General features: G+C 65.5%; 24 protein-coding genes. 12 read left to right on the forward strand and 12 right to left on the reverse strand.

The window, feature by feature from the left end; translation table 11 throughout:
• Positions 1–17: 17 nt before the first annotated feature.
• Both ACQY4Y_RS25645 and ACQY4Y_RS25650 read right to left on the reverse strand, forming a co-directional pair.
• Positions 18–1169 carry an amidohydrolase gene (locus ACQY4Y_RS25645; RefSeq protein WP_428493390.1) on the reverse strand — a complete coding sequence of 384 codons (1152 nt, stop codon included), beginning with the start codon at positions 1167–1169 and terminating at the stop codon, positions 18–20.
• Positions 1170–1210: 41 nt separating this feature from the next.
• A complete protein-coding gene (locus ACQY4Y_RS25650; RefSeq protein ID WP_428493391.1) occupies positions 1211–1849 on the reverse strand; it encodes a hypothetical protein in 639 nt (212 codons plus the stop codon).
• Positions 1850–2010: 161 nt separating this feature from the next.
• Between ACQY4Y_RS25650 and ACQY4Y_RS25655 the strand changes: the two genes are divergently transcribed.
• From ACQY4Y_RS25655 to ACQY4Y_RS25680, 6 genes are read left to right on the forward strand one after another with little or no spacing between them, the layout of a single operon-like run.
• Complete coding sequence (locus ACQY4Y_RS25655) at positions 2011–2511, forward strand: RusA family crossover junction endodeoxyribonuclease (protein ID WP_428493392.1); 501 nt, start codon at positions 2011–2013, stop codon at positions 2509–2511.
• Positions 2471–2986, forward strand: a complete 516-nt coding sequence (locus tag ACQY4Y_RS25660; protein WP_428493393.1) for a hypothetical protein — start codon at positions 2471–2473, stop codon at positions 2984–2986. Before ACQY4Y_RS25655 ends, ACQY4Y_RS25660 begins: the two co-directional genes overlap by 41 nt.
• Positions 2987–3019: 33 nt before the next feature.
• On the forward strand, positions 3020–3493 hold the full coding sequence (gene tnpA / locus ACQY4Y_RS25665) for an IS66-like element accessory protein TnpA (RefSeq protein ID WP_428491236.1): 474 nt from the start codon (positions 3020–3022) through the stop codon (positions 3491–3493).
• On the forward strand, positions 3490–3837 hold the full coding sequence (gene tnpB / locus ACQY4Y_RS25670) for an IS66 family insertion sequence element accessory protein TnpB (RefSeq protein ID WP_428491237.1): 348 nt from the start codon (positions 3490–3492) through the stop codon (positions 3835–3837). Before tnpA ends, tnpB begins: the two co-directional genes overlap by 4 nt.
• A gap of 60 nt (positions 3838–3897) precedes the next feature.
• A complete protein-coding gene (gene tnpC / locus ACQY4Y_RS25675) occupies positions 3898–5436 on the forward strand; it encodes an IS66 family transposase (protein ID WP_428493642.1) in 1539 nt (512 codons plus the stop codon).
• A 37-nt stretch (positions 5437–5473) separates the two neighbouring features.
• Positions 5474–5662 (forward strand): HepT-like ribonuclease domain-containing protein, encoded by a 189-nt coding sequence (locus ACQY4Y_RS25680; RefSeq protein WP_428493715.1) that lies wholly within the window; start codon positions 5474–5476, stop codon positions 5660–5662.
• Between the two features lie 12 nt (positions 5663–5674).
• Here the strand turns inward: ACQY4Y_RS25680 and ACQY4Y_RS25685 are convergent, their stop codons facing one another.
• Positions 5675–6973: an LLM class flavin-dependent oxidoreductase gene (locus ACQY4Y_RS25685; RefSeq protein WP_428493394.1), complete on the reverse strand. Its 1299-nt coding sequence runs from the start codon at positions 6971–6973 to the stop codon at positions 5675–5677.
• Positions 6974–7289: 316 nt separating this feature from the next.
• On the opposite strand from ACQY4Y_RS25685, the gene ACQY4Y_RS25690 reads away from it, so the two are divergent.
• Positions 7290–7811, forward strand: a complete 522-nt coding sequence (locus ACQY4Y_RS25690; protein ID WP_428493395.1) for a hypothetical protein — start codon at positions 7290–7292, stop codon at positions 7809–7811.
• On the forward strand, positions 7808–7954 hold the full coding sequence (locus ACQY4Y_RS25695) for a hypothetical protein (RefSeq protein ID WP_428493396.1): 147 nt from the start codon (positions 7808–7810) through the stop codon (positions 7952–7954). The genes ACQY4Y_RS25690 and ACQY4Y_RS25695 overlap by 4 nt, the downstream gene beginning before the upstream one ends.
• A 121-nt stretch (positions 7955–8075) precedes the next feature.
• On the opposite strand, the gene ACQY4Y_RS25700 is transcribed toward ACQY4Y_RS25695, so the two are convergent.
• The 8 genes from ACQY4Y_RS25700 to zapE form a co-directional block, all read right to left on the reverse strand.
• The gene (locus ACQY4Y_RS25700; RefSeq protein WP_428493397.1) at positions 8076–8303 is read right to left on the reverse strand and encodes a type II toxin-antitoxin system RelE/ParE family toxin; all 228 of its coding nucleotides are present in this window, start codon (positions 8301–8303) and stop codon (positions 8076–8078) included.
• On the reverse strand, positions 8300–8551 hold the full coding sequence (locus ACQY4Y_RS25705; protein ID WP_428493398.1) for a type II toxin-antitoxin system ParD family antitoxin: 252 nt from the start codon (positions 8549–8551) through the stop codon (positions 8300–8302). The genes ACQY4Y_RS25700 and ACQY4Y_RS25705 overlap by 4 nt, the downstream gene beginning before the upstream one ends.
• Before the next feature lie 79 nt (positions 8552–8630).
• On the reverse strand, positions 8631–9506 hold the full coding sequence (gene sucD / locus ACQY4Y_RS25710; protein ID WP_428493399.1) for a succinate--CoA ligase subunit alpha: 876 nt from the start codon (positions 9504–9506) through the stop codon (positions 8631–8633).
• Complete coding sequence (gene sucC, locus ACQY4Y_RS25715) at positions 9507–10703, reverse strand: ADP-forming succinate--CoA ligase subunit beta (RefSeq protein ID WP_428493400.1); 1197 nt, start codon at positions 10701–10703, stop codon at positions 9507–9509.
• A 243-nt stretch (positions 10704–10946) separates the two neighbouring features.
• Entirely contained in the window at positions 10947–11900 is a 954-nt protein-coding gene (gene mdh, locus ACQY4Y_RS25720) for a malate dehydrogenase (RefSeq protein ID WP_428493401.1), read from the reverse strand.
• 279 nt (positions 11901–12179) lie between these two features.
• A complete protein-coding gene (locus ACQY4Y_RS25725; protein ID WP_428493402.1) occupies positions 12180–13298 on the reverse strand; it encodes an efflux RND transporter periplasmic adaptor subunit in 1119 nt (372 codons plus the stop codon).
• Complete coding sequence (locus ACQY4Y_RS25730; protein WP_428493403.1) at positions 13291–16566, reverse strand: efflux RND transporter permease subunit; 3276 nt, start codon at positions 16564–16566, stop codon at positions 13291–13293. The genes ACQY4Y_RS25725 and ACQY4Y_RS25730 overlap by 8 nt, the downstream gene beginning before the upstream one ends.
• A 233-nt stretch (positions 16567–16799) precedes the next feature.
• Entirely contained in the window at positions 16800–17969 is a 1170-nt protein-coding gene (gene zapE, locus ACQY4Y_RS25735; RefSeq protein WP_428493404.1) for a cell division protein ZapE, read from the reverse strand.
• A 59-nt stretch (positions 17970–18028) separates the two neighbouring features.
• Here zapE and ACQY4Y_RS25740 point away from each other — a divergent pair, with 59 nt between their 5' ends.
• The 3 genes from ACQY4Y_RS25740 (at position 18029) to ACQY4Y_RS25750 (ending at position 21623) form a co-directional block, all read left to right on the forward strand.
• A complete protein-coding gene (locus tag ACQY4Y_RS25740) occupies positions 18029–19870 on the forward strand; it encodes an inositol monophosphatase family protein (RefSeq protein WP_428493405.1) in 1842 nt (613 codons plus the stop codon).
• Complete coding sequence (locus ACQY4Y_RS25745) at positions 19867–20499, forward strand: 2OG-Fe(II) oxygenase (protein WP_428493406.1); 633 nt, start codon at positions 19867–19869, stop codon at positions 20497–20499. Before ACQY4Y_RS25740 ends, ACQY4Y_RS25745 begins: the two co-directional genes overlap by 4 nt.
• Before the next feature lie 887 nt (positions 20500–21386).
• Positions 21387–21623 carry a hypothetical protein gene (locus tag ACQY4Y_RS25750; RefSeq protein ID WP_428493407.1) on the forward strand — a complete coding sequence of 79 codons (237 nt, stop codon included), beginning with the start codon at positions 21387–21389 and terminating at the stop codon, positions 21621–21623.
• Positions 21624–21953: 330 nt separating this feature from the next.
• Here the strand turns inward: ACQY4Y_RS25750 and ACQY4Y_RS25755 are convergent, their stop codons facing one another.
• Complete coding sequence (locus ACQY4Y_RS25755) at positions 21954–22337, reverse strand: TfoX/Sxy family protein (RefSeq protein ID WP_428493716.1); 384 nt, start codon at positions 22335–22337, stop codon at positions 21954–21956.
• Positions 22338–22498: 161 nt separating this feature from the next.
• Between ACQY4Y_RS25755 and ACQY4Y_RS25760 the strand changes: the two genes are divergently transcribed.
• Positions 22499–23962: an NAD(P)H-hydrate dehydratase gene (locus tag ACQY4Y_RS25760; RefSeq protein ID WP_428493408.1), complete on the forward strand. Its 1464-nt coding sequence runs from the start codon at positions 22499–22501 to the stop codon at positions 23960–23962.
• Positions 23963–24063: the final 101 nt, after the last annotated feature.

Here is a 24063-nt window from a genome sequence, read left to right on the forward strand (position 1 = left end):
CGGGTTAGACAAGCGGGCTATGCCAAAGCGTGCTTGGCGACCGCGGCGAGATAGCCGGCGGCGGCGGGCAGGATGGCGTCGTTGAAATCGTAATTGGCGTTGTGCAGTTCTCGGCCATGGTCGGCTGGGCCGTTGCCGATCCAGACGAAGGCGCCGGGGCGTTGCTGCAAGTACCAGGCGAAATCCTCGCCGGTCATTGCCGGGGCGAGGTCGCGGCGCAGCGGCAGGGCGGCGGCGGTGACCGCCTGGGCGGCGAGGTCGCGTTCGGCCGGGTGGTTCGCGGTGAGGGGGATGCCGGGGGGGATTTCGACGTCGATCCTGACATCGAAGCTGCGCGCGACGCCGTCGGCGATGCGGCGGATGGTCTGCTCGACCTGGTCTCGGACGTCGTTGCGCAGGGCGCGCATGGTGCCGCGCATGGTGGCCTGTCCGGCGATCTGGTTGGCCGCCGATCCGGCCTGCATGGTGGCAATGGTGACCACCGCGCTGTCCAGCGGGTCGACCGAACGGGCGACGATGGATTGCAGCGCCAGCAGCAGATGGGCCGAGGCGACCATCGGGTCGCGGGTCAGATGCGGCAGCGCGGCGTGGCCGCCGTGGCCGGTGATGGTGAACATCAGGCGGTTGCCGGCGGCCATGACCGGGCCGTCGTGGACGGCGACGGTTCCGGCCTGCAGGCCGGGCCAGTTGTGGTAGCCGAAGATGCGCTCCATCGGGAAGCGTTCGAACAGGCCGTCGGCGATCATGCTTTTGGCGCCTCCGCCGCCTTCCTCGGCGGGCTGGAACACGCAGTGGATTGTGCCGGACCAGTTCGGGTCGGCTTTCAGCAGGGCGGCGGCACCGAGCAGTGAGGTGGTGTGGCCGTCATGGCCGCAGGCGTGCATGACGCCTGGGTTGGTGGAAGCGTAGGGGACGCCGCTGGTTTCCTGGATCGGCAGGGCGTCCATGTCGGCGCGCAGGCCGACCGAGCGATTGGACTGGCCCTGGGTGAGGCTGGCGACGATGCCGTGGCCGCCGATGTCGGCGGTGAACGGGATGCCGAGTTCGGCGAGGCGGGATTGGACGAACGCGGCGGTTTGGTGTTCGTGCAGGGTGAGTTCGGGGTTGGCGTGCAAGTGGCGGCGCCACTGGGTCAGGCGGTCGTGCAGGATGTTGTCCATGTCCTGCATGGGTAGCCGGTGTGGGCTGGGCGGGCAATCGTTGGGATGGCTCAGGCCGGGCTGTGGGGGACGGCCGGGGTCGCGTCGTTGGCGAGGGCGGCGATGCGGGCTTCGGCGCGTTGCTGGCTGGCGGCGATGCGGGCCTCGCGCTGGCGGTCTTCGTGGGCGCGGTCCCAGGTCTGGTTGTTGGCCTGGGCGGTGGCGGCGATCTGGGCGGTGTCCTGGATCAGGGCGATGGCTTTCTCGATCCGGGGTGCGGGGGTGGGTTCGGGGGTTTCGGGCTGGGGTTCGGCGGGTTGGATAGCGGCGGGCTGGGTGGCGGCGGGGTGGGCGGGGGCGTTGCGGCGGGCGGTTTGCAATTCGGCGAGGCGACGTTCGGCCTTGGCGGATTCGCGGCTGAGGGTGACGGCGCTGCCGCGCAAACGCAGGATGCGGGTGAGCGACATGTCGGGGGTGGCGGCCTGGGCGAGGGCTTCGAGCGATTGGAAGCCGAACGCAACGATGTTGGCGGCGAGGCGGAGTTCCTCGGTGGTTTCGGGGTGGTAGGCGTCGAGCATGTGGGCGGCGGCGTGACGGGCGGCTTCGGGGTTGTTGGCGGCGCCGATCAGGAAGAGCGGGGCGATGCGGGAGAGAATGGTTTCGACCAGGGCGGTGGGGAGAGAGATTGGGAGGTTTATTGGGAGCGGCATTGGGTGGCCTTGGGTTCGGGGTTTGCTTGGGTAGGTGTGTAGGGGAATTTTCCTTGGGTTGCAAGAATAATTTCTTTCGCGCAGTGCGCGGGACAAAAGGCCCGACCGCGGCGTTCGGACCCATGCTATGACTTCCAGTTGGAAAGCCAGGATTGCCCGCATTGAGTGATCTCGCCGCGGATCCGGATATCAGCCTGCCGTTCCCGATCGAGTTCGTGATCAGGGATACGCCTCGCTCGCACCAATCCGCGAACGCGAAGGGAAAGGAGTTGTGGAAGCAGAAGGTTGGCACGATCGCCGGTGCGCATGCGAGGACGCTGAGGGAATTCTTCTACATCGACCATCGGCCGCTGGCGGCGACGATCTTCTATTTTCCGCCGATCAAGATGGAGGGCGACGTGGACAACATCGTCAAGCTGATCATAGATGGTATTAAGACCATACTATATCCCGATGATCGGGTATTGGAGCGGATTGTCGTGCAGAAATTCGAGCCGGGTGTCGAGGTAGTGTTGACCTCTCTTACGCCGATCTTACGCCGACGCTGGAGCGTGCCGCCGAAACTGATCCTCCTGCCATTTACATCAGGATTGATGACGACCTTGGCTGGAGGCAGGTGCCATGACATCAGAACCGCAACTCCGGGAGAGCGGGGTCCTTAGAAACCTGCGGCAAGTTTCCGAAGCACGCGGACTTAAATTCTACGTCAATCCGCCACGCGAAATGGTGCCAGCGTTCCTAGGGGATTTTCAGCCCGACGCCATGGCCGTAGGGCCCGACGGCGGAATTATCATCGAGGTGAGGCCTCGGGCGCAGGCTTCCTCCAAACAGCAACTTGCGACAATTGCCAGGAGGGTTTCCAGGGAGCGAGGCTGGGAATTCCGTGCGATCTACCTAAACCCGCCGATCGATGAGGCGCCGTCCATTGCGAGGCCGACCGCCGAGCAACTACGGGCCGCATTATCCGAAATTGACGGCTTGGCCTCGGCTGGGCATCTGGCCGCGGCTTTTGTTACCGGGTGGGCGGCCTTGGAATCGCTTGCTCGGCTCGCAGACACCAACGGCGAGGCCAGGATTTCGGAAGGCCTCTCGCCGATACGGACGATCCAAGGTAAGCGTTGCGGCGCCCCCACCTAGCGCCGGTTGCCGCAAATATGCTGCGTCGGGTCTATGGAAATCGACGCACCGCCAACCGAGCCCCCAGCCGAATCAAAAGGTTCTCGTACGAGCGCTCGTACGAGTTCCCGCGGTTCCAGGGTTGAGCTGATCACCCGCGGCGAGCCGCGCCGTCGGTGGTCCACCGAGCAAAAACAGGCGATTGCGGCGAAGAGCTTTGAGCCAGGCGTGTCGTCCATGGATGTCGCCCGCGAGTATGGCATCAGCAGCGGCCTGATTTCGACATGGCGCAAGGCGTTGCTGGCTGCGCAGCCCAACTCTGCCGGTGCCGGTGCCCAGTTCGCCCGCGTCCAAATCGCCCCGCCACAGCGAATTGCGGCGTCAACGGATCCAGCCATGCGACCCGAACCTCCGCTGCGACCGGTCAGCCTGATCGAGATTGTGCTACCCGATGGCACGGCGGTGCGCGTGGATACGCAGATCGATCCGCGCGCTTTACGCCGCGTGCTGGCGGCGCTGCGTGGATGATCACGCTGCCATCGGGGGTGCGGGTCTGGCTGGCGTGTGGCCACACCGATATGCGCAAGGGCATGGATGGCCTGGCGATGCTGGCCCAGCAGGTGCTGGAGGAGGATCCGTTTAGCGGCGCGTTATTTGCCTTTCGTGGCAAACGGGGTGGCCTGATCAAGATCCTTTGGTTCGATGGGCAAGGGATGTGCCTGTTCAGCAAGCGATTGGAGAAGGGCCACTTTCTCTGGCCAACTACCAATACGGGCCGAGTGTCGCTGACTGCGGCTCAGGTGTCGATGTTACTGGAAGGCATCGACTGGCGGATGCCGCCGCGCGTCCGGCGACCGGAACTGGCAGGTTGATGGCGCTGCTCACGCAGGATTCAATTGGTGCGGCACGAGGCACAGCTTCACCGTTCGCCGGTGTCCATCGTCCCCACGCCACTCCCCGAGGATCCCACGACGTTGCAGCACCTGCTGCGCGAAGCTCAGGCAGAGATCACGCGGTTGCAGATGTTGATCGCCGGTTTGCTGCGTCATCGCTTCGGCCGCCGATCCGAACAGCTCAGCGACGAGGCGCTGGATCAAGGGATCGAAGACCTCGAGCAGTCCCTCGCCGAGCAGACGGCCAAGATCGAAGCGGTCCAACCCGCACCGCGTGCCGCGCCGCCAAAGCGTAACCGCGGTTCGTTGCCTGCTGATCTGCCTCGGGTCGAGGTCGTGATCGATGTCGCCGACAAGACCTGTCCCTGTTGCGGTGCGCCACTGCATCTCATCGCCGAGGACCGGTCCGAGATGCTGGATCACGTGCCTGCCCAGTTCCGCGTCCAGGTCATCCGCCGTCCGCGCTATGGTTGCCGGGTCTGCGAGCAGGCCGTGGTGCAAGCGCCCGCGCCGGAGCGGCCAATCGACGGCGGCATGGCCACCGAGGCGCTGTTGGCGCATGTGCTGGTCAGCAAATATGCCGACCACCTGCCGCTGTATCGCCAGGCGCAGATCTTCGCCCGCGCGGGCGTCACCCTGGATCGTTCTACATTATGCAATTGGGTGGGCCGTGCCTGCTGGTGGCTGGAGCCGCTGCATGCGCTGATCCTGAACACGGTGCTGTCATCGCCGAAGGTCGTTGCCGACGATACCACCTTGCCGGTGCTGGACCCGGGCCGGGGACGCACCAAAACCGGGCGGCTGTGGTGCTATGCGACGGACAATCGCCCATGGTCCGGACCCGGGTATCCTGCCGCGGCCTATGCCTACAGCGAGGATCGCAAGGGCGAACATCCGGCAACCCACCTGAAGGGCTTCCAAGGTTTGCTCCAGGTGGACGGCTATGCCGGGTTCAATCAGGTGCAGGCCGTGACCAATCAGCGGCCCCACCTGGCCTTTTGTTGGGCTCACGCGCGGCGGAAATTCTACGACGTCCACGTCGCCACAAAGTCGCCGATCGCGCACGAGGCGTTGCAACGGATCGGCGCGCTTTATGCGATCGAGAGCGACATCAGCGGTCGATCCGCAGAGGACCGCCAGCGTGAACGTCAGCAGCGCAGCCGCCCATTGGTCGAGGCCTTGCAGGTTTGGTTGCGCGAGCAACTCGGTCGGCTGTCCGGCCGCTCAAAGCTGGCGCAGGCGATCCGCTACACCTTCAACCATTGGGAGGGATTGCTCCGGTTCCTCGACGATGGGCGTCTCGAACTGGACACCAACATTGTCGAGCGTGCCATGCGCCCCATCGCCCTCGGGCGCAAAAACGCATTGTTCGCCGGAGCCGACAGCGGCGGACGTCACTGGTCGATCGTCGCCACGCTGATCCAGACGGCTAAACTCAATGATGTCGAACCTCTTGCCTGGTTGACCAACGTCCTCATGCGTATGTTGTCCGGACAAACCAAGCGAAATGAATTGGACCAGTTGCTGCCTTGGAACTGGAAAATGTTGAACCAGACCCGGGCGATCAGCTCGGCGTAGGCATCACAAGGCACGTGGCCTTGCCGTAACGCTTACGATCCAAGCGCTAGCAGAGGAAGGTTACATCGAAAACGATGTAGCCGACTGCCTTCGTGACATGACGACCTTGCGCAATGCCCTGGTTCATGGCGACTTTTCGGTCAACGTATCGGCCGAGCAGGTAGGGGTTTTGCTCAACGAGGTGCGGGCGATCGGGGCGAATATTTTTAGTGTCGTGTCGGGATGAATGTTGGTCGACCTAATCGTTGCCGGTGGCGCGCAGTTTTTCGGATGGGTCCTCGCTGGGGATATTGATGCCGCCGCCGCGGCGGCCGGCGATGGCGTTCGGCGTGCCGTCGGTGGCGACCACGGAGCGGCCGTAAGCGGCGATCGAGGGGATTGCGTCCGGGGTCAGCGGGCGCATCCAGTTTTTGCGCTTCAGCGCGGCTTCGATGTAGGGCGCGAGTTCAGCCTGCTTGCGCGCGTCGCGGGCGGCCTGGTCGGCTTTCATGGCCGGCATGACCTCGGCGGCGAACAGTTCGAGCGAGGCGATGATGTCATTGTGGGTGTTGCGTCCGGCTTGCTGGACGAAGATCACCTGATCGACGCCGGAGTCCTGGTACTGCCGCAGCCGGTCGATGAGTTGGTCGGGGGTGCCGATGCCGTTGCCGACGGCGGGCGGCATGGCGTCGCGGCCGCGCTGGAAGCGGTCCCAGACGTTGGTGACGCCGGGGGTGTGCTCGCCGTAGACGTAGTGGTGGCCGAGCGCGAAGCCGAAGAACTGGAAGCCTTCACCGCCGCGACGGATGGCCTCGGCTTCGTCGTGGTGCACCGAGAAACCGGTGGCCATTGCGATGTTGGCGTTCACCGTGTGGCCGATCGGGACGCATTCATCGGACTTGATGATGGCGTAGTATTCGCCGGCCCATTTCGCGGCCTCGACGGGGTCGACGAAGGCGAAGGCTAGGGCGCCGACGCCGTTGCGGGCGGCGACGTGGATGGTTTCCTTGTTGGAGCAGGCGAGCCAGATCGGAGGGTGCGGTTTCTGCAGCGGCTTGGGGATGACATTACGAGTAGGCATCGAGAAGAATTGGCCCTTGAAGCCGGGATAGGGTGACATCGCCATCATGTTGGCGGTCTGTTCGGTGGCCTCGGCCCACATCAGTTTTTTCAGCGCCGGGTCAATGTTGAAGCCTTCCAGTTCGGCGCGGGAGGCGGATGATCCGGTGCCCCATTCGGCGCGGCCGGAGGAGACGAGGTCGAGCATGGCGATGCGTTCGGCGACGTGGGCGGGCGGGTTGTAGCCGGGCGGGGAGAGCACGACGGCGTGGCCGACATGGATCTGGCTGGTGCGGCCGGCGGCGGCGGCGAGGAAGACCTCGGGGGCGGAGTTGTGGGAGTATTCTTCGAGGAAGTGGTGTTCGTTGGCCCAGACGTAGTCGAAGCCGAGGCGGTCGGCGACTTCGACCTCGGCCAGGGCTTGGTGGACCATGCGGTGTTCGGACTCGGCGTCCCATGGGCGGGGGAGTTGGAGTTCGTAGATCAAGCCGAACCTCATGGGGTGGGTGTCCTTTGCACTTCGTCTGGTGTTTGTCTGAAGGGGAGTGGCGGAGGTTGAGGTGAGCGTTTGGTGATCATCAGAATGGGTAAGGGGTGCGGCTGTGTCGAGAGCGACGACCTTAAGGGCTGGCGAGGATGCGGCATTCTCTGCGTCGGCATATTCATTTGTTATCGTAATGTGACGACAAAACTCTTCGATTGCGAGCTCAACAAGGTATTCCTTAAACGTCTCCTGAGGCTTTATACTCACTTGTAACCGCTTCGACGGGAATGAGCGGATCGGCATCCCCGAAGTCACCAGGTGCTTCTTGGAAATGGCCACCGACTATTACTGGCCACTGATGGAGGAGGTGGCGCCGAAGCTCGGCGTCTACGAACCTCTCGTCGAGCCGGCTCGCGAGGTAATGGAAGCGATCGTGGAACACGCCACAAGATCAGTGAAGGAACGACCCCGGAACATCGCGCAGGATCGCGTCCTGGTTCACCGCCAGTTCGTCAGCCACTATGGTAAGATCTTTGAGATACTCGAATATCTGGGCTTTCTGGCGCGTCGAGAGGCGTCTCGCGCGATGAAATCGGGCGGCAGAGGCCCCGTCTTCGCCATAAATCTGTGCAATCTGCTCGACTCGGTTCCATCAAAACGGCTGACCATCGAGATGATCGAGGAATGGATAGCCGGAGTGCCGGAGCCCACCGAGTTTGATGTCTCAGGACAGATCTTCCACGGAGTTAAGCTGCCCCTCCTCCCCCCGAGCATGGGCTGGCAATCCTCGAACGCCCAGTGGCGGTACTCGGCAAATCGGTTGCGTATCCATATGGCCTTACGAGGGACATGATCGAACGTTTGCAGGGGGCCGGCATCGCCACCGTTGACCAACTCGCAAACACTCCGGACCAAGATTTGGACCGCATCGAATATATCGGTGCAGCTAAGATCAAACGCATCCGTGACGCAGTTTACCAGTCGATTTGGATGTAGGAGATTCTCTGGCGGAGACTCACCGCAACCAATTTCGATCGCCTCAGAGGTCGCGCAAGATTTCCGGCAGGTCGCGCGCGCCATGCAATATCCTGGCCATGACAGGCGGTCTTCGATTCGCCTAGTAGACAACGATATAGGGAAAGCCTGTCAGCGCGATAATTCGGAAGGGTTGAGGCACGATATCCAGACGTTGGCTGACGGCGTGCGGATGTTCGGCGATGGTGGTCGCGATCTTGGCGACGCTTTGTCGCAGCGCGCGTGCCGCGCTTGGATTATCCGTGGCGATCCACGTCACCGCTTGCAAGAGATTCCTTCGGGCCGCCGGCGAGAGCGGTGCGGCCGTCACTTCTCACTGGCTGCGATGATGGCATCGACTTCAACCATCGCGTTTTCCAGCGAGACGGTGCCGTCACGGTCTGCCTCCTGCATGGCTTGGTCCAGCATCTGGGCCACCGCGTGGCGACGATCTTCGGCGTCCTGAAGCAAGCGCAGGGAGGCCCGGACCACTTCGCTGACGTTGTTATAGCGGCCGCGCTCCTCGCATTCATGGGCGAAGCGTTCCAGTTCGGGCGTCAAGTGGACGTTGGTCGCCATGGTCGTGCTCTATGTCAATGATTGGCATATCGTCGGTAGCAGCCAAGCCTTTGGCAAGGACGGGCGGGACGCGCGAGATTTACCGCTTGAGCACCTCCACCATCGTGCTGCCTAGGGCGGCGGGGCTGTCGGCGACATGGATGCCGGCGGCGCGCATGGCTTCCATCTTGGCGGCGGCGGTGTCCTTGCCGCCGCTGATCACCGCGCCGGCGTGGCCCATGCGGCGGCCGGGCGGGGCGGCGGCGCCGGCGATGAAGCCGACGGTGGGTTTTTTCACCTTATTCCGGGCGAGGAATTCGGCGGCGTCGGTTTCGCTTTGGCCGCCGATCTCGCCGATCATGACGATCTGTTTTGTTTCGGAGTCGGCCAGGAACATCTCCAGCACCTCGATGAAGTCGGTGCCCTTGACCGGGTCGCCGCCGATGCCGACGCAACTGGTCTGGCCGAGGCCGGCGGCGGTGGTTTGCGCCACCGCCTCGTAGGTGAGGGTGCCGGAGCGTGAGACGATGCCGACGCTGCCGCGCTTGTGGATGTGGCCGGGCATGATGCCGATCTTGCACTCGTCGGGAGTGATGACGCCGGGGCAGTTAGGCCCGATCAGGCGGGATTTCGACCCGCTGAGAGCGCGTTTGACGCGCACCATGTCGAGCACCGGGATACCCTCGGTGATGCAGATGATCAGAGGGAATTCGGCGTCGATCGCCTCCAGGATGGCGTCGGCGGCGAAGGGTGGCGGGACGTAGATCACCGAGGCGTCGGCGCCGGTTTTTTCGCGGCACTGCCAGACGGTATCGAACACCGGCAGGTTGAGGTGGGTGCTGCCGCCTTTGCCCGGGGTGACGCCGCCGACCATCTTGGTGCCGTAGGCGATCGCCTGTTCCGAGTGATAGGTGCCCTGGGCGCCGGTGAAGCCCTGGCAGATCACCTTGGTGTCGCGGTTGACCAGAACCGACATCTAGGCGGCCTCCCGCACGGCTTTGACGATCTTCTCGGCGGCATCAGCAAGATTGTCGGCGGCGACGATCGGCAGGTTCGATTTGGCCATGATCTGCTTGCCGAGATCGACGTTGGTGCCGGCGAGGCGGACCACCAGGGGGACCGAGAGTTGCACCTCGCGGGCGGCGGAGACGACGCCGTCGGCGATCACGTCGCAGCGCATGATGCCGCCGAAGATGTTGATCAGGATGCCCTCGACGTTGGGGTCGGAGAGGATGATCTTGAACGCGGCGGTGACGCGTTCCTTGGTGGCGCCGCCGCCGACATCGAGGAAGTTCGCTGGTGACATGCCGAACAGCTTGATGATGTCCATTGTCGCCATCGCCAGGCCGGCGCCGTTGACCATGCAGCCGATGTTGCCGTCGAGGGCGACGTAGTTGAGTTCGAACCGGGCGGCTTCGAGTTCCTTCGGGTCCTCCTCGGCCTCGTCGCGCAGCTTTTCCAGTTCCGGGTGGCGGAACAGGGCGTTGTCGTCGAAGCTGACCTTGGCGTCGAGCGCGATGATGTCGCCGCCGGCGGTGACGACCAGCGGGTTGATCTCGATGACGGCGCAGTCGAGCGCGATGAAGGCGGCGTGGACGGCGTTGAGGAACTTGCCGAAGGCGACGGCCTGCTTGCCGGCGAGACCGAGTCCGGCGGCGAGACGGCGGGCGTGGAAACCGGCGATGCCGGTCGCCGGATCGATGCCGACGCGCAGGATCTTTTCCGGGTGGGCGAGGCTGACGTCCTCGATCTCCATGCCGCCTTCGGTGCAGGCGATGATGGTGACGCGGCCGCTGAGCCGGTCGACCAGCAGCGAGAGATAGAGTTCGCGGGCGATATCGCAGCCGGCTTCGACATAGACCCGGCGCACCGAACGGCCGGCGTCGCCGGTCTGCTTGGTAACCAGAGTGTGGCCGATCATCGCTTCCGCGGCGGCGTGGACTTCAGCTGCCGAGCGGGCCAGGCGGACGCCGCCCTGGCCGGTTGGATCGTCGGCGAAACGGCCGGCACCGCGGCCGCCGGCGTGGATCTGCGACTTGACCACGTAGACCGGGCCGGAGAGCTTGGCGGCGGCGGCCTCGGCTTCCTCGGGCGTCCAGGCGATGTGGCCGTCGAGCACGCCGACGCCGTAGCGCTTGAGCAGTTCCTTGGCCTGGTATTCGTGGATGTTCATCGCCGGTTCCCTGGAAGCGGATTTAGTCTGGCCGTGCACATTGCGGTTGGTCTAGCTTTTGTTTTGTCGAGCGATTCACGCGGCTCGCGTGAACAGCGCGTCTTTCGGACGATTCACGCGGCGCGAACAGCGCGTCCTTCGGACGACTCACGCGGCGCGAACAGCGCGTCCTTCGGACGACGAACGTTCCGCACAGCGCGATTGTTTGCTTGCACGTTGGGGGCGCTGCGTTCAACGCAGGGTCTAGCCGGTCAGCTTGCGCGATGCTTCGATCAGTTCCTTGACCGCGGCGCAGGACTTGTCGAAGGCGGCTTTTTCGCTGGCGTTGAGTTCGATCTCGACGATGCGCTCGACGCCGCCGGCGCCGATCACCACCGGGACGCCGACGTAGAGGTCCTTGATGCCGTATTGACCGTCGAGGTGGGCGGCACACGGCAGCACGCGCTTCTTGTCCAGCAGGTAGGCCTCGGCCATGGCGATGGCGGAGGCGGCGGGGGCGTAGAAGGCGCTGCCGCGTTCCAGCAGCTTGACGATTTCGCCGCCGCCGTTGGCGGTGCGCTCGACGATGGCGTCGATCTTGGCCTGGGTGGTCCAGCCCATCTTGATCAGGTCGGGCACCGGGATGCCAGCGACGGTGGAGTAGCGGGTGAGCGGCACCATGGTGTCGCCGTGGCCGCCCAACACGAAGGCGGTGACGTCCTGCACCGAGACGCCGAATTCCTGGGCCAGGAACAACTGGAAGCGGGAGCTGTCGAGGATGCCGGCCATGCCGACGACCTTGTTGGCCGGCAGGCCAGACTTCTTCTGCATCACCCAGACCATGGCGTCGAGCGGGTTGGTGATGCAGATGACGAAGGCGTTCGGGCAGTTGGTCTTGATGCCCTCGGCGACCTGGGCGATGACGCCGGCGTTCTTGCCGATCAGGTCGTCGCGCGACATCCCCGGTGTGCGCGGGAAGCCGGCGGTGACGATCACCACGTCGGCGTGCTTGATGGCGGCGTAGTCTGAGCCGCCGGTCATCAGCGCGTCGAAGCCGTCGACCGGGCCGGACTGCATGATATCGAGCGCCTTGCCGGCGGCGACCCCGCCGAACACGTCGAACAGCACGACGTCGCCGAGTTGTTTCAGGCCGATCAGATGGGCCAGCGTGCCGCCGATGTTGCCGGCGCCGATCAGGGCGATCTTGTTGCGAGCCATGGGCGGAGTCCCTTCGGAAGGCGCGCGGCGCGCCGGGTGGATGAAACGGGCCTTGCCGGGACCTTTGGGCCGGGGCCGGGGTTGGCCAGGGGGTTGGGAGTGGCCGGGTTCTGGCGGGGCGGGAAATGGCGGCCCGGAAGGTGGCCGTTGCTAACCCATCGCGCCGGGAGCGGCAAGGCTGGGCCAGCGACAGGCTGGGCTTGCGACCGGCTTGGCTTGCGACCGGCTGGGCCAGCGACAGGCTGGGCCAGCGACAGGCCGGGCTCGCGACCGGCTGGGCTAGCGGGCTGCGTTGACCGGCTGGATGCGGCCGCCATCGCCGACTTCGTCGGGCAGATTGATGGCGACGTTCTGGCCGACGGTGGCGCCGTGGGCCAGTTCGGCGCTGATGCCGTCGGTGCGCGCGACCTGCACCTGGCGCAGATGCACGGTCTGATCAGGGCCGAGATCGGCGATCATGGTTCGGCTGCCGCGCACGATCAGTCCGGCGACAGGAATCTGGGGATAGCTTTGCACCGGAACGTGCAGGGTGACGTAGGCGAAGCTGCCGGGGAGCAGGAAATGGTCGGCGTTGTCGACGTCGAGCTCGACGAACAGGGTGCGGGTGCGGGGATCGAGTTCGTCGGAGGTACGTGCGATCGTTGCCTGGACCTTGCGTTCGGCGTTGGCGCCGTCGGTGACCTCGGCGCGGTCGCCGACATGGATGTAGGGGACGTCGCGCTGGTCGACGAAGACATCGACGCGCAGCCGCGCTTCATCGGCGACGGTCAGCACCGGCTGGTTGCTGGTCTTGTTGGTGGTGGAGTTCTGCACCAGGGCGCCGACATCGACGAAGCGCGCCGTGACCACGCCGTCGAACGGGGCGCGGATCTGTTCGTACGACTTCATCGTTGCGTTCTGCGCCAGCGTGGCCGCTGCCATGGTGTAGTCGGTTTCCGCCTGATCGGCAGCCTGATGCGATGTCCAGCCGTGGGCGACCAGGTCCTGCGCGCGTGTCCAGTTGCGCTTCTTGTTTTCCATATCCTGTAGCGCGGACTGGTATTGCTGGTCGGTCTCGACCGAGGCGACGGTGGCAAGCAGCTCGCCGGCCTTGACCCGGTCGCCGCGGTCGACCGTGATCGAGGTCAGGTAGCCGCTGACTTTGCTGTACAGTGTGGCGCTCTGGTAGGGCCTGGTGTCGCCGAGCAGGCGGATCGATCTCTGGTCTGGTCCCTGGGTCACCTGCACGACCTGCACCACGGGGCCGCGGGCGATATTGCTTGCCAGGGTTTGGCGCGACGCGGCCAGTGCCTCGCCGTTGTCGTACCACATGCGCCAGAAACCGAGCGCAGCGACGGCGATCACCACGATGCCGGACAAATAGAGCAGCAGGGAGGCGAAACGACCACGTCTAGCCATGTGTGGTTTCTCCGGGCGAGGGTTTTCCGGGAGAAGTTTCTCCGGGCGGGGGTTCTGCGGTGTGGGCGGCGCCGGCAGCCTCGGCGGCGAAGCGGACGTCGAGGGTATGCAGGGTGGGGGGCTTACGCCGGAGCAAGGTATAGAAGATCGGCACGATGAATAACGTTGCGATGGTGGCTACGATCAGGCCGCCGATGACGGCGCGCCCGAGCGGGGCGTTCTGCTCGCCGGCGTCGCCGAGGCCCAAGGCCATGGGCAGCATGCCGATGATCATCGCCAGGGCGGTCATCAGCACCGGGCGCAGGCGGATGGTGCAGGCGCCGACCGCGGCCTGATTGACGGTGATGTCGGCGCGGGCGCGCAGGTCGTTGGCGAAGCTGACGACCAGGATGGAGTTGGAGACCGAGATGCCGATGGTCATGATCGATCCCATCAGCGATTCGACGTTGATCGTGGTGCCGCTGAGGGCGAGCATCCAGATGATGCCGAGCAGGCCGCCGGGCACCGCCATCATGATGATGAACGGATCGACCCAGGATTGGAACAGCACCACCAGCAGGGCGTAGACCAGGATCACGGCCAGGATCATGCCGAGGCCCAGGCTGCGGAACGAGGCGCGCATCACCTGGTTCTGGCCGCGGATGTCGATATGGGTGGTGATCGGCAGTCCCTTGCTGATCTGGTTGATCGCGGTCTGGATGTCGTCGGCGGCGCCGCCGAGGTCGCGGCCGTCGACGTTGGCGGCGATGTCGAGTTCGCGCTGCACGGTGTAATGGTTGACCGATTCGAGGCTGGAGCGCGGATCGATGGTGGCGACGTCGGCCAGGCGGATCACCGGGGCGGCCGGCAGTAGCGCGGGATCGGCTGAGGCGAGCACCGTGGGAGGGGTGGCGACCGGCGTGCTGAGCAGGTCGTTGACCGAGTTGATGTGGCTGATCGGGGTCCGCACCGCGACCGAGTAGTTCACGTTATTCTGCGGATTGAGGAAGAAGTTCGGCGACACCAGCACGGAGGACGACAGCGAGGTGAGCATGTTGCTGGCGACGTCGCGCTGGGAGACTTTCAATTCGGCGGCTCGCAGGCGATCGACATTGATTTGCAGGGCCGGATAGTTCAGCACCTGGACGATATGGGCGTCGACGACGCCGGGGATCGCCTTCATACGCTGCACGAGTTGCTGTGCTAGGCCATAGGAACGATTGAAATTGACGTCCTGGATCTGCACGTCGATCGGCGCCGACAAGCCGAAGTTGAGCACCTGGCTGACGATATCGGCGGTCTGGAAATAGAACACGCTGCCGGGGAACTGCGGCGGCAGATCGGCCCGGATGGAGCGGATGTAGTTATTGGTCGGGTGATGACCGGGTTTCAGCGAAATCAGTATTTCGGCGTCCATGTCGCCGACGTTGTCGCTGGGCACGAACGCCAGGTTGAACGAGGACGGCACGCCGATGGTGTCGTTGATGGTGTCGAGTTCTTTTGGCGGAATGATGCGGCGGACGGCGTCCTCGACCTTCAGCACCAGCTTTTCGGTGTCCTCGATGCGGGTTCCGGGCGGGGCGCGGTAGTGCAGCTTGATCAGGCCGACATCGGCGCTGGGGAAGAAGTCCAGTCCGATTGTGGTGGCGACGACGCCGGTGACCGCCAGCAGGGCGACGAAGACGATCAGGACGAAGCCGCGGTGGCGCAGGGTGCCCTGCAGCATCCAGCCGTAGCCGGCGCGGAAACGCTCGAACCCGCGGTCGAACAGGGCGAAGAAGCCTTTTGCCTGGGCGTGGTGTTCGTCGTGGGTGGTGAGCAGCAGACGTGCGAAGCTGGGCACGACGGTGAAGCTGAGGGCGTAGGAGGCGAGCATGCAGAACACGACGGTGGCGGCGAGTGGGATGAACAGATAGCGGGCCACGCCGAACAGCATGACGACTGGGAAGAACACGATGCAGATCGCCAGGGTGGCGACGGTGAGCGGCTGGATCACTTCGGCGGCGCCGTCGAGGATCGCCACGGTGAGCTGCTTGCCGATGGTCAGGTTGCGATGGATATTTTCGATGACGACGGTGGCGTTGTCGACCAGCAGGCCGATCGCCAGGGCGAGGCCGCCGAGCGTCATCAGGTTGATACTGTTTCCTGTAAGGAACAATCCGATGATGCCGGCGAACACCGATAGCGGGATCGACGCCGAGACGATGACGGTGTTGCGCCAGCTTCCGAGGAACACCAGGATCAGCACGGAGACCAGGATCGAGGAGATGATCGCTTCTCGGACGACGTTTTCGACCGCGGCGCGAACGAACACCGACTGGTCGAAATCGAGCTTCAGTACGAGTCCTTTGGGCGCGGCGGCCTCGATCTCGGGCAGCGCGGCGCGGGTGGCGTCGACCACTGCGAGGGTGGAGGCATCGGCGTGCTTGAGGATCGCCAGATAGACCGCTCGTTTGCCGTTGACGTGGACGATGTTGCTCTGGGTGGCGAAGCTGTCGCTGGCATGGCCGATATCGCCGATGGTGACCGGCACGCCGTTGAACACGCCGATCGGCAGTGCGTTGAAACGGTCGACCGCGGAGGGACTGGAGTTCAGTTGGACGTTGTATTCGCGATCGCCGATGCGGGCGGTGCCGGCGGGGATGATGACGTTGGAGGTTTGCAGCGCGTTGACCACGTTGGTGAGCGAGAGGCCCTTGGCGGCGAGCCGGGCGGGATCGACGTCGACGTCGATCTGGCGCTGCTTGCCGCCGAACGGTCCGGGAGTGGAAAGACCGGGAATGGTGAACAGTTTCACCCGGATGAAGTTCAAACTGTAATCATAGATCTGCTGCTCGGTCAGCGTTTTCGACGACATCGTCAGTTGCACAACCGGAACGTTAGAGGCGTTGAACTGGATGACTGCCGGCGGTTGCATGCCGGGCGGGGCGATGCGGAGGATGGAGTTGTTGACCGAGGAGATCTGGGCGATGGCGCCGCCGATCGAGGTGCCGGGCTGGAAGTAGACCTTGAGCAGGCCGGTGCCGGGGATGGACTGTGATTCGATGCGGGAGATGCCGTTGACGGTGGTGGAATAGGCGCGTTCGCTGATGAAAACGACGCGGCGTTCCATGTCCTCGGTGCTGAGGCCGGGGTAGTTCCACACCACCAGGACGACGGGGATGTCGATCACCGGGAAGATGTCGACGATCATGCGGGTGACCGAGAGGGCGCCGAGCAGGAGGACCAGCATGGCAGCGATCGCGGACGTGTAGGGCCGGCGCAGGGAGAGGCGCACCAGTCCAATCATGGTTTACCCCCGCTCGACGGTTGGCCTGTCGTTTGGTCGTTTTGTGTCCCTTGGCAGCAGCGGTGATCGGGTTGCTGCGTTCAGGCTGGAAGACGGACAGTATTGCCGGGCGGTAAGGTTTTGCCAAGCTTGGGCGCCGGGTCTGTTGGGCGCCGGGTGTGTTGGGCGCCGGGTCTGTTGGGCGCCGGGGCTGTTGGGCGCCGGGTCTGGGGGGACGGGCGTAGCTGGTTGTTTCAGGCTGGCGGCGTGGATCCGCGGGAATGCGCCTGGGTGATCCAATCCTCGCTTTGCATTTCGTCGAGGCGCGAGGCGGTGCGTTCGAACATTTTGGCGTTCTTGCCTTGCTGGTAGAGTTTGTCGGGGGGTGCGTCGGCCGAGGCGATCAGCTTCATCCGCAGATCGTAGATGGTGTCCACCAGCACGATGAAACGGCGGGCCTGGTCGTAGTTGTCGGGCGACAGCAGCGGCACCTCATCGAGGATCAAGGTGTGGAATCGCGTTGCGATGGCCAGGTAATCGCCGGCGCCCAGCGCGGTGTTGCACAGGGCGTCGAAATCGAACCGGGCGACGCCGTCGGCGGCCTGGGCGACCAGCAGGTTGCGGCCCATGACCGTTAGGGTCTCCGGGCGGATCGCAGCGCCGCCGGTCAGCCGGTTGAAGGCGTTGTCGAGTTCGCGGCGGGCGGTCGCGTCGGCCGGCACCAGCCAGGTGCGCAGACCACGCATTCTCTCGCGCCGATAGTCACGACCGCCACCCATTAGCAGCAGTTCCAGTCGCTGCTTGATCAGGCCGATGAAGGGCAGGAAGGCGTCGCGTCCGGGCTGGCCCTTGAACAGATCGTCGGGCGCGGTGTTGGACGTGGTCACCACCACCACGCCGCGGTCGAACAGGGCCTGGAACAGCCGGCCCAGGATCATCGCATCAGCGATGTCGTTGACCTGAAATTCGTCGAAGCAGAGCAGCGCGGCCTCGGCGGCGATATGATCGGCCAGCGGCGGGATCGGATCGGAACCCCGCGGCTGCGCCTTCTTCCAGGCATGCATGCGGCTGTGGACGTCCTGCATGAAGCGGTGGAAGTGGATGCGCTGCTTGCGGGCGACGTCCGCGGTATCGAAGAACAGGTCCATCAACATGGATTTGCCGCGTCCGACCTCGCCCACGAGGTAGAGGCCGGTGGGCACGTATTCCTCGGCGTGGCGGCGGCGCATCAGGCGCGACAGCAGCCCGGTGCCGGCCGAAGCGGCTGGGCTGGGGTCGTAACCGCCCAGACGATCCCACAGGTCCTGCAGGCGATCGACGGCGGTGGCCTGGGCCGGGTCGGGTTCCAGCCTGCCGTCGGCAATCATGCGTCGATAGACCGGCAGCGGTCCGTCGGGGGGCAAATTGGGCGTGGCGTTATCCATGGCGGGCGCGACCGAGATAGCTTGTCCGGCCACGAACGCCTAGACACTTTGAGCTTATGATGAGCACGCCCCCCCTGCCCCGGACTCCGGCCGCGCTGCTGCCGATGGTGATTGCGCTGGTGGAGACCGCCGGGGGCTGGCTGGTCGCCGAGTTCAGCCGGCCTGACGGGCCGCGGTTCAGCGACAGCGACACCGCGCCGATCGACACCGAGATCGAGCTGTTCCTGCGCGCGCGGCTGACCGCGCTGCTGCCGGCCCGGTTCGTCGGCGAGGAATCGGGCGTGCTGGCGGCGGCGGCGAACGGGTATTGCTGGGTGGTCGATCCGCATGACGGTACGCGGGCGTTCCTGGAGGGGCGGCGAGGCAGTGCGATCTCGGTCGGATTGCTGCGCGAGGGCTTGCCGGTGCTGGGGGTGGTGTATGCGCCGAGCAGCCCCGATCGCGGCGCCGACATGATTGCCTGGGCGGAGGGTGGCGGGATCAGCCGCAACGGCGCGCCGGTCGGCAACGACCTGAGCGGGCGGGGGCTGGCGGCGGGCGAGGTGGTGTTGCTGAACCATGGCGCCGGGCAGCGGCCGGTGTGGAGCGGCACCGCGTGCGCGCCGGGGCGGTTCATGCCGCTGCCCTCGATCGCCTATCGGCTGGCCCGGGTGGCGGTCGGGGATGCGATCGGCACGGTGACGCTGCGTCCGGTGAATGCGCACGACATTGCCGCCGGGCACGCGCTGCTGGGCGCGGCCGGGGGGGTGCTACTGGCCGAGGACGGGGTGGCGGTGCGCTATGGCGCGGATGGCGCGTGCCGGCCGTTTGCGTGTTTTGGCGGCGCGGCTGGGGCGGTGGCGACACTGCGGTCTCGGCAATGGCGCGGCAGCAGCGAGGCCAGACGGGCGCCGAAAGTGACGCTGGGGTGGCCTCGGGTGGCCGAGGGGCAGCGATTGGATCGCGCGCTGGGTTGCATGCTGGGGTTGGTGATCGGCGACAGTCTGGGGTCTCAGGTGGAGTTCGAGACCGAGGAGACGATCCGGGCGGCGCATCCGGATGGGGTGCGCGAGCTGGCCGACAGCCCGGTGTGGAAGACGCTGGCCGGGCAGCCGACCGATGATTCCGAGCTGGCGCTGGCGCTGGGGCGGTCGCTGGTGCGGGCGGGGGGTTACGATCCGGAGGCGGCGGCGGCGGCCTATGCGCACTGGTATCGCAGTGGGCCGTTCGATATCGGGCAGACCACCGCGCTGGCGTTTGGCGCGGCGGCGGAGGCGAGCGACCAGGCGGGTGCTGCGCGCGCCAGTGCCAGTCGCGACAGCCAGAGCAATGGGTCGCTGATGCGGATTGCTCCGATCGGGGTGTGGGCGGGTGATGCGGACGAGGCGGCGCGGGTGGCGGACGCGGATTCGGCGCTGTCGCATCCGCATCCGGTTTGCCGGGCGGCGTGCGCGGCGTTTGCGGCGGCGATCGCGGCGGGGATTGGCGGGGCGGGCCGCGAGGGGATGGTGGCGACGGCGCTGCGCGTGGCCGATGCTGCGGGGGCGGATGCGGCGCCGGTCGGGGTGGCGCTGCGCCGCGCGGCTGGGGGCGATGGCGTGGCCGACTTTCAGCGCCAGATGGGCTGGGTGCTGATCGCGTTGCAGAACGCGTTTTTTCATCTGGCCGGCGGGACCGGGGTGGAGGCTGCGCTGATCGAGACCGTCGGGCGGGGCGGCGACAGCGATACCAACGCCGCGATCGCCGGTGCGCTGCTGGGTGCGGCAGATGGCCGAGCGTCGCTGCCGGTTCGGTGGGTGCTGCCGGTGCTGACCTGCCGGGCCGATGCAGGGCTGCACCCGGCGCGGCCCAGACCCGATGAATACTGGGCCGATGACCTGCTCGACCTGACCGAGGCTTTGCTGCTAAGCCGCGCCGGATGATCGAGCTGGATTTTCCCAAGTTGGCGGCGACAGCGGTGGCGGGTGAGCCGTTTGCGCATGTGGTGGTGCCGGGGTTCGTGCCGCCGGCGGCGCTGGACGCGGTGCTGGCCGACCTGCCGGCTTTGGGCAAGCGCGGGTCGTTTCCGGTCGACGCGGTGAAGCTGGGACCGAACGCGCGGGCGTTGATGGCGGCGATGGAGGGGGCGGAGCTGCGTTCGGCGATCGAGGGTCTGTTCGGGCTGGACCTGGTTGGGTCGCCGACGATGGTGACGCTGCGCGGCTGGACTGGGGAGCGGGATGGGCGGATTCATTGTGATTCGCTGGCCAAGCGGGTGACGCTGCTGCTGTACCTGAACCGGCAGACCGATGCCTGGGCTCGGCAGGAGGGTTGTTTGCGGCTGTTGCGCGGGCCGGATGATCTGGAGGATTTCGCGGTGGAGGTTCCGCCGGTCAATGGCACTTTGCTGGCGTTTCCGAACGGACCGACGACCTGGCATGGGCACCGGCGGTTCGTTGGGCAGCGGTATAGCGTGCAGCTGAATTACATGACGACGGATGACAAGGCGCGGAGCGAGCTGCGACGGCATCGGATTTCGGCGTTGGTGAAGCGGTTGACGCGGGCGGCTTGAGGGGGGCGGTTTCAAGCGCTAATGGTTTCCTGCAGCCCATCGGAGTCGGGATCGTGTTATCGCTTGTTCGCGGATTGTTAACTAACCGAGGATGACATGCTCGCGGCGCGATCCCTGAACGGGAGCCGGTATCTTGCGATGCATGTCATAGTTTGTTGCTCGCAGTTTAGCTTTCGTCCCGGTCGACCCGATGCACGCCAGCGCGATTGCAAGAGGTGTTGCGCTCCCTCACGCGGATCACGTTCAAAGCGTCGTTGCAATCGCGGTGGTTGGGGCCACCAATCGAGGACAAGAAGGGAAGCCGCACAGCCGGCCTCCCGCCTTGAGGCGTTAGACTAGGCTTTTTCCTTCGCCCTATGGACCTGCCGTGCTCCGTTCTCTCCTGCCGCAAGCCCGCTCATCAGTGCGCTCAGGGTCTCGGGGAGACAGATTCAAGCGGTCTTGCATCCGCCGGATTGATCTCCGCTTGTTCCGATTTCGGAAAAATGATGATCGGGCCGCCGGGCTGCGGAGGGACCTGCAACTCCGAATGTCCACTTGCTGGCGGCAACGCAAAAGCTGTCTGCGCCTCGACTGTGGTTGCCCCGTCTGTTGGCAGCGGAAGGAACGTGATCCTTTGCTCCGGCGCTACAATCACCGGAACGGACAATTGCGACTGCGGCTCAAAGAAGACAATCGCCCTCCACCTCATAATGGATGCGGATACTTTGGCTTCTGACGAACGGCGTGTAGCCTAAAATTTTCTTGCGGCCAAGGTTTCGCCGGTCCCTCCAAACAAAATCCTCCCTTCGGAATTCTTTGTCTACCGCACGCGGGCCGCATTATACTAGAGCGCACCAGGCCCCATACTGTACGACCTAAAACCGATCTACTGCTGGAAAGACCGCATGATCAGCACCACGACTTTCTACAGCAGCTCCAACGGCGACCGCTGGCAGATGCTCCACGACGATGAAACCGGGCTGTATCAGGTCCGCCACGAACCGAACGCCGCCTCAGGTGGCCGGGCGACCGACACGCTCATGCCGGAGTTCCTAAGCCGAAGCGGCGCCACGCCACAGGGGTTGGCGTTACAAAAGCTGCTTGAAGAGCAAGGGGCCATTGATCCTGACCTGGAGGACTAAATGCAAAAAACGTTCGTTCCCGAAGATTGGGTGCACTCAAACCTGAACCTCTTAGGCACCGTCGTTGGGGTCGACGCCGAGACACGGACGGTCCTGAGGCGACCGCTCTATCCGATAGATTCCCTTATGCCTTAAGCGATCGATTTGGGAGATCGCATGCCATGCCAATAGCTATGTCATCCATGCCGTCTTCAGACCCGATGTGAACGTCCAGTTTGGTGGAGCGTCGTATCTGGAGCCTTTGATTTCCGGCCATACGAGCCGAATTTTTTGCCCGGATCTCGAGCCAGGCCATCCACGAGGCTAGAGGGTTAATCTCGACGAATAGGCTCAGGTGCGGCCGCAAGAGCGCCGCGCGCCGCGCTTGCGGGTCGGCTTGCGGCGGGCGGCGGCGAGAGCGGCCTCGACCGCCTGGCGGGCCCAGGTCTGGAAGGTTTCGGCCTCGTCCAGAAGGTCGGGCGGGCAGCGCCAGTAGGAGGTGATGGTGTGGGTTCCGTTTCGCGTCGGGTAGCTGAACGGGGCTTCTCCGGCGGCTTCATACATCGGGCGGTTGGCGTCGCCGACCTTCAGGAACAGCTCGTCGCGGGCGATCAGGCCGAACATACGGCCTTCGAGGAATAGGCCGACGCCGCCGAACATCGGCCGGGCCGAGACCGGGCCGAGCGGGATCAGCAGTTCCAGCAAGTGAGCGGTGAGGTGATCGGCGGGGCGCATGGCGGCCAAGGCTACACCGGATTGCCGGTGCGGCGGCAAGGTTGCCGGGGCCGGTCAAACCGGGGCGCCGGCTGAGGCGTTGCTGCGAGGTTGTGGTGGCGAGGTTGTGGTGGCGGGGTTGTCGTGGCTGGGTGGGGGCCGCCAATCAAGGGATGACGACGATGTCCTCGGCTGACGGATCGTTGCGCAGCTTTGACCCGGAGTTGGCGACCCGGCTGCGCGGGCGTGCCGCGCTGCTGACGCCGGTTCAGATGGCGCGGGCGGATCAGGGTGCGGTCGAGCTTGGGCACTCCGGCGCCGCACTGATGGAAACGGCGGGACGGGCGGTGGCGCGAGCGGTGATGCGCCATTTCGGGCGGTGCCGGGTGCTGGTGCTAGCCGGGCCGGGCAACAATGGCGGCGACGGTTATGTCGCGGCGCGACTGTTGCGTCAGCAGGGCTGGCCGGTGCGGCTGGCAGCACTGGCGGCGCCGCGCGAAGGGTCGGATGCGGCCGGAGCGGCGCGGCTGTGGCACCGGCCATCCGCGGTGTTCGACCCGGCCGAGGCGGCGCGGGCCGATGTGGTGATCGACGCGGTGTTTGGCGCCGGGCTCGCTCGCCCGGTCGATGGTGTAGTTGCCGAAACGCTGAGGGCGGCGCGGCTTGTGGTCGCGGTCGATGTGCCTTCAGGGGTTGATGGGGCCAGTGGCACGGTGTTGGGCTTCGCGCCGGAGGCGGCGCTGACGGTGAGCTTCTTTCGGCTGAAGCCGGGTCACCTGCTGCTGCCGGGACGCGGGCGTTGCGGGTGGATCGAGTTGGCCGATATCGGTATTCAAGACCGCGTGCTCGACCCGATCGCGCCACTGACGTTCGCCAACCTGCCGACGCTGTGGCGGCTGCCGGGTTTGGGCGCGGAGGCGCACAAATATAGCCGCGGCCATGTCAGCGTGGTGGGTGGCGCGGCGATGACCGGGGCGGCACGGCTGGCGGCCGAGGCGGCCAGGCGGGCCGGTGCCGGCATGGTGACGATCGCGGCACTTGGGTCGGCGGAGACGTATCGGTCGGGTGAGCCGGGGTTGCTGGTCAGCACCGACGCTATCGCCTCGTTGCTGGACGACGATCGGCGCAAGGTTTGGGTGTGCGGTCCGGGGCTCGGGGCGGAGCAAGCACGGTCGGTGTTTCCCGAGCTGATCGCGGCGAACCGGGTGGTGGTTGGCGACGCGGATGTGTTTTCGGCGTTCGCCGGCGATGCCCGGGCGTTGCGCGGGGCGGCGGTGCTGACGCCTCATGCCGGTGAGTTTGCCCGGGTGTTCGGTGCGCCGGTCGATGGCCGGCTGTCGGCGGCCAGGGCAGCGGCGGCGCTTACCGGCGCGGTGGTGCTGCTGAAGGGCGCCGACACCATCATCGCCTCGCCCGATGGACGGGCGGCGATCAACCTGTCGGCTCCGCCCTGGCTGGCCACGGCGGGGGCGGGAGACGTGCTGTCGGGGGTGATTGCCGGGCTGCTGGCACAGGGTATGCCGGCTTGGGAGGCGGCGGCGGCGGGTGCGTGGCTGCATGGCCGCGCGGCGGCGCTGGCCGGGCCGGGTCTGGTGGTCGAGGATTTGTTGCCGGCGTTGGTTCGCGCGCTGGGGGATAAGGCGTGAGCGCACGTTCGCGATGTAATGTGGGACGCGCTCGCGCGCGATGTAACGCGGGACGCGCTCGCGCGCGATGAAATGTGAGCCGCGTTCGCGCGCGATGAAAT

The sequence above is a fragment of the Rhodopila sp. genome (genome assembly GCF_965277165.1).
In the GTDB taxonomy this organism is placed as follows: domain Bacteria; phylum Pseudomonadota; class Alphaproteobacteria; order Acetobacterales; family Acetobacteraceae; genus Rhodopila.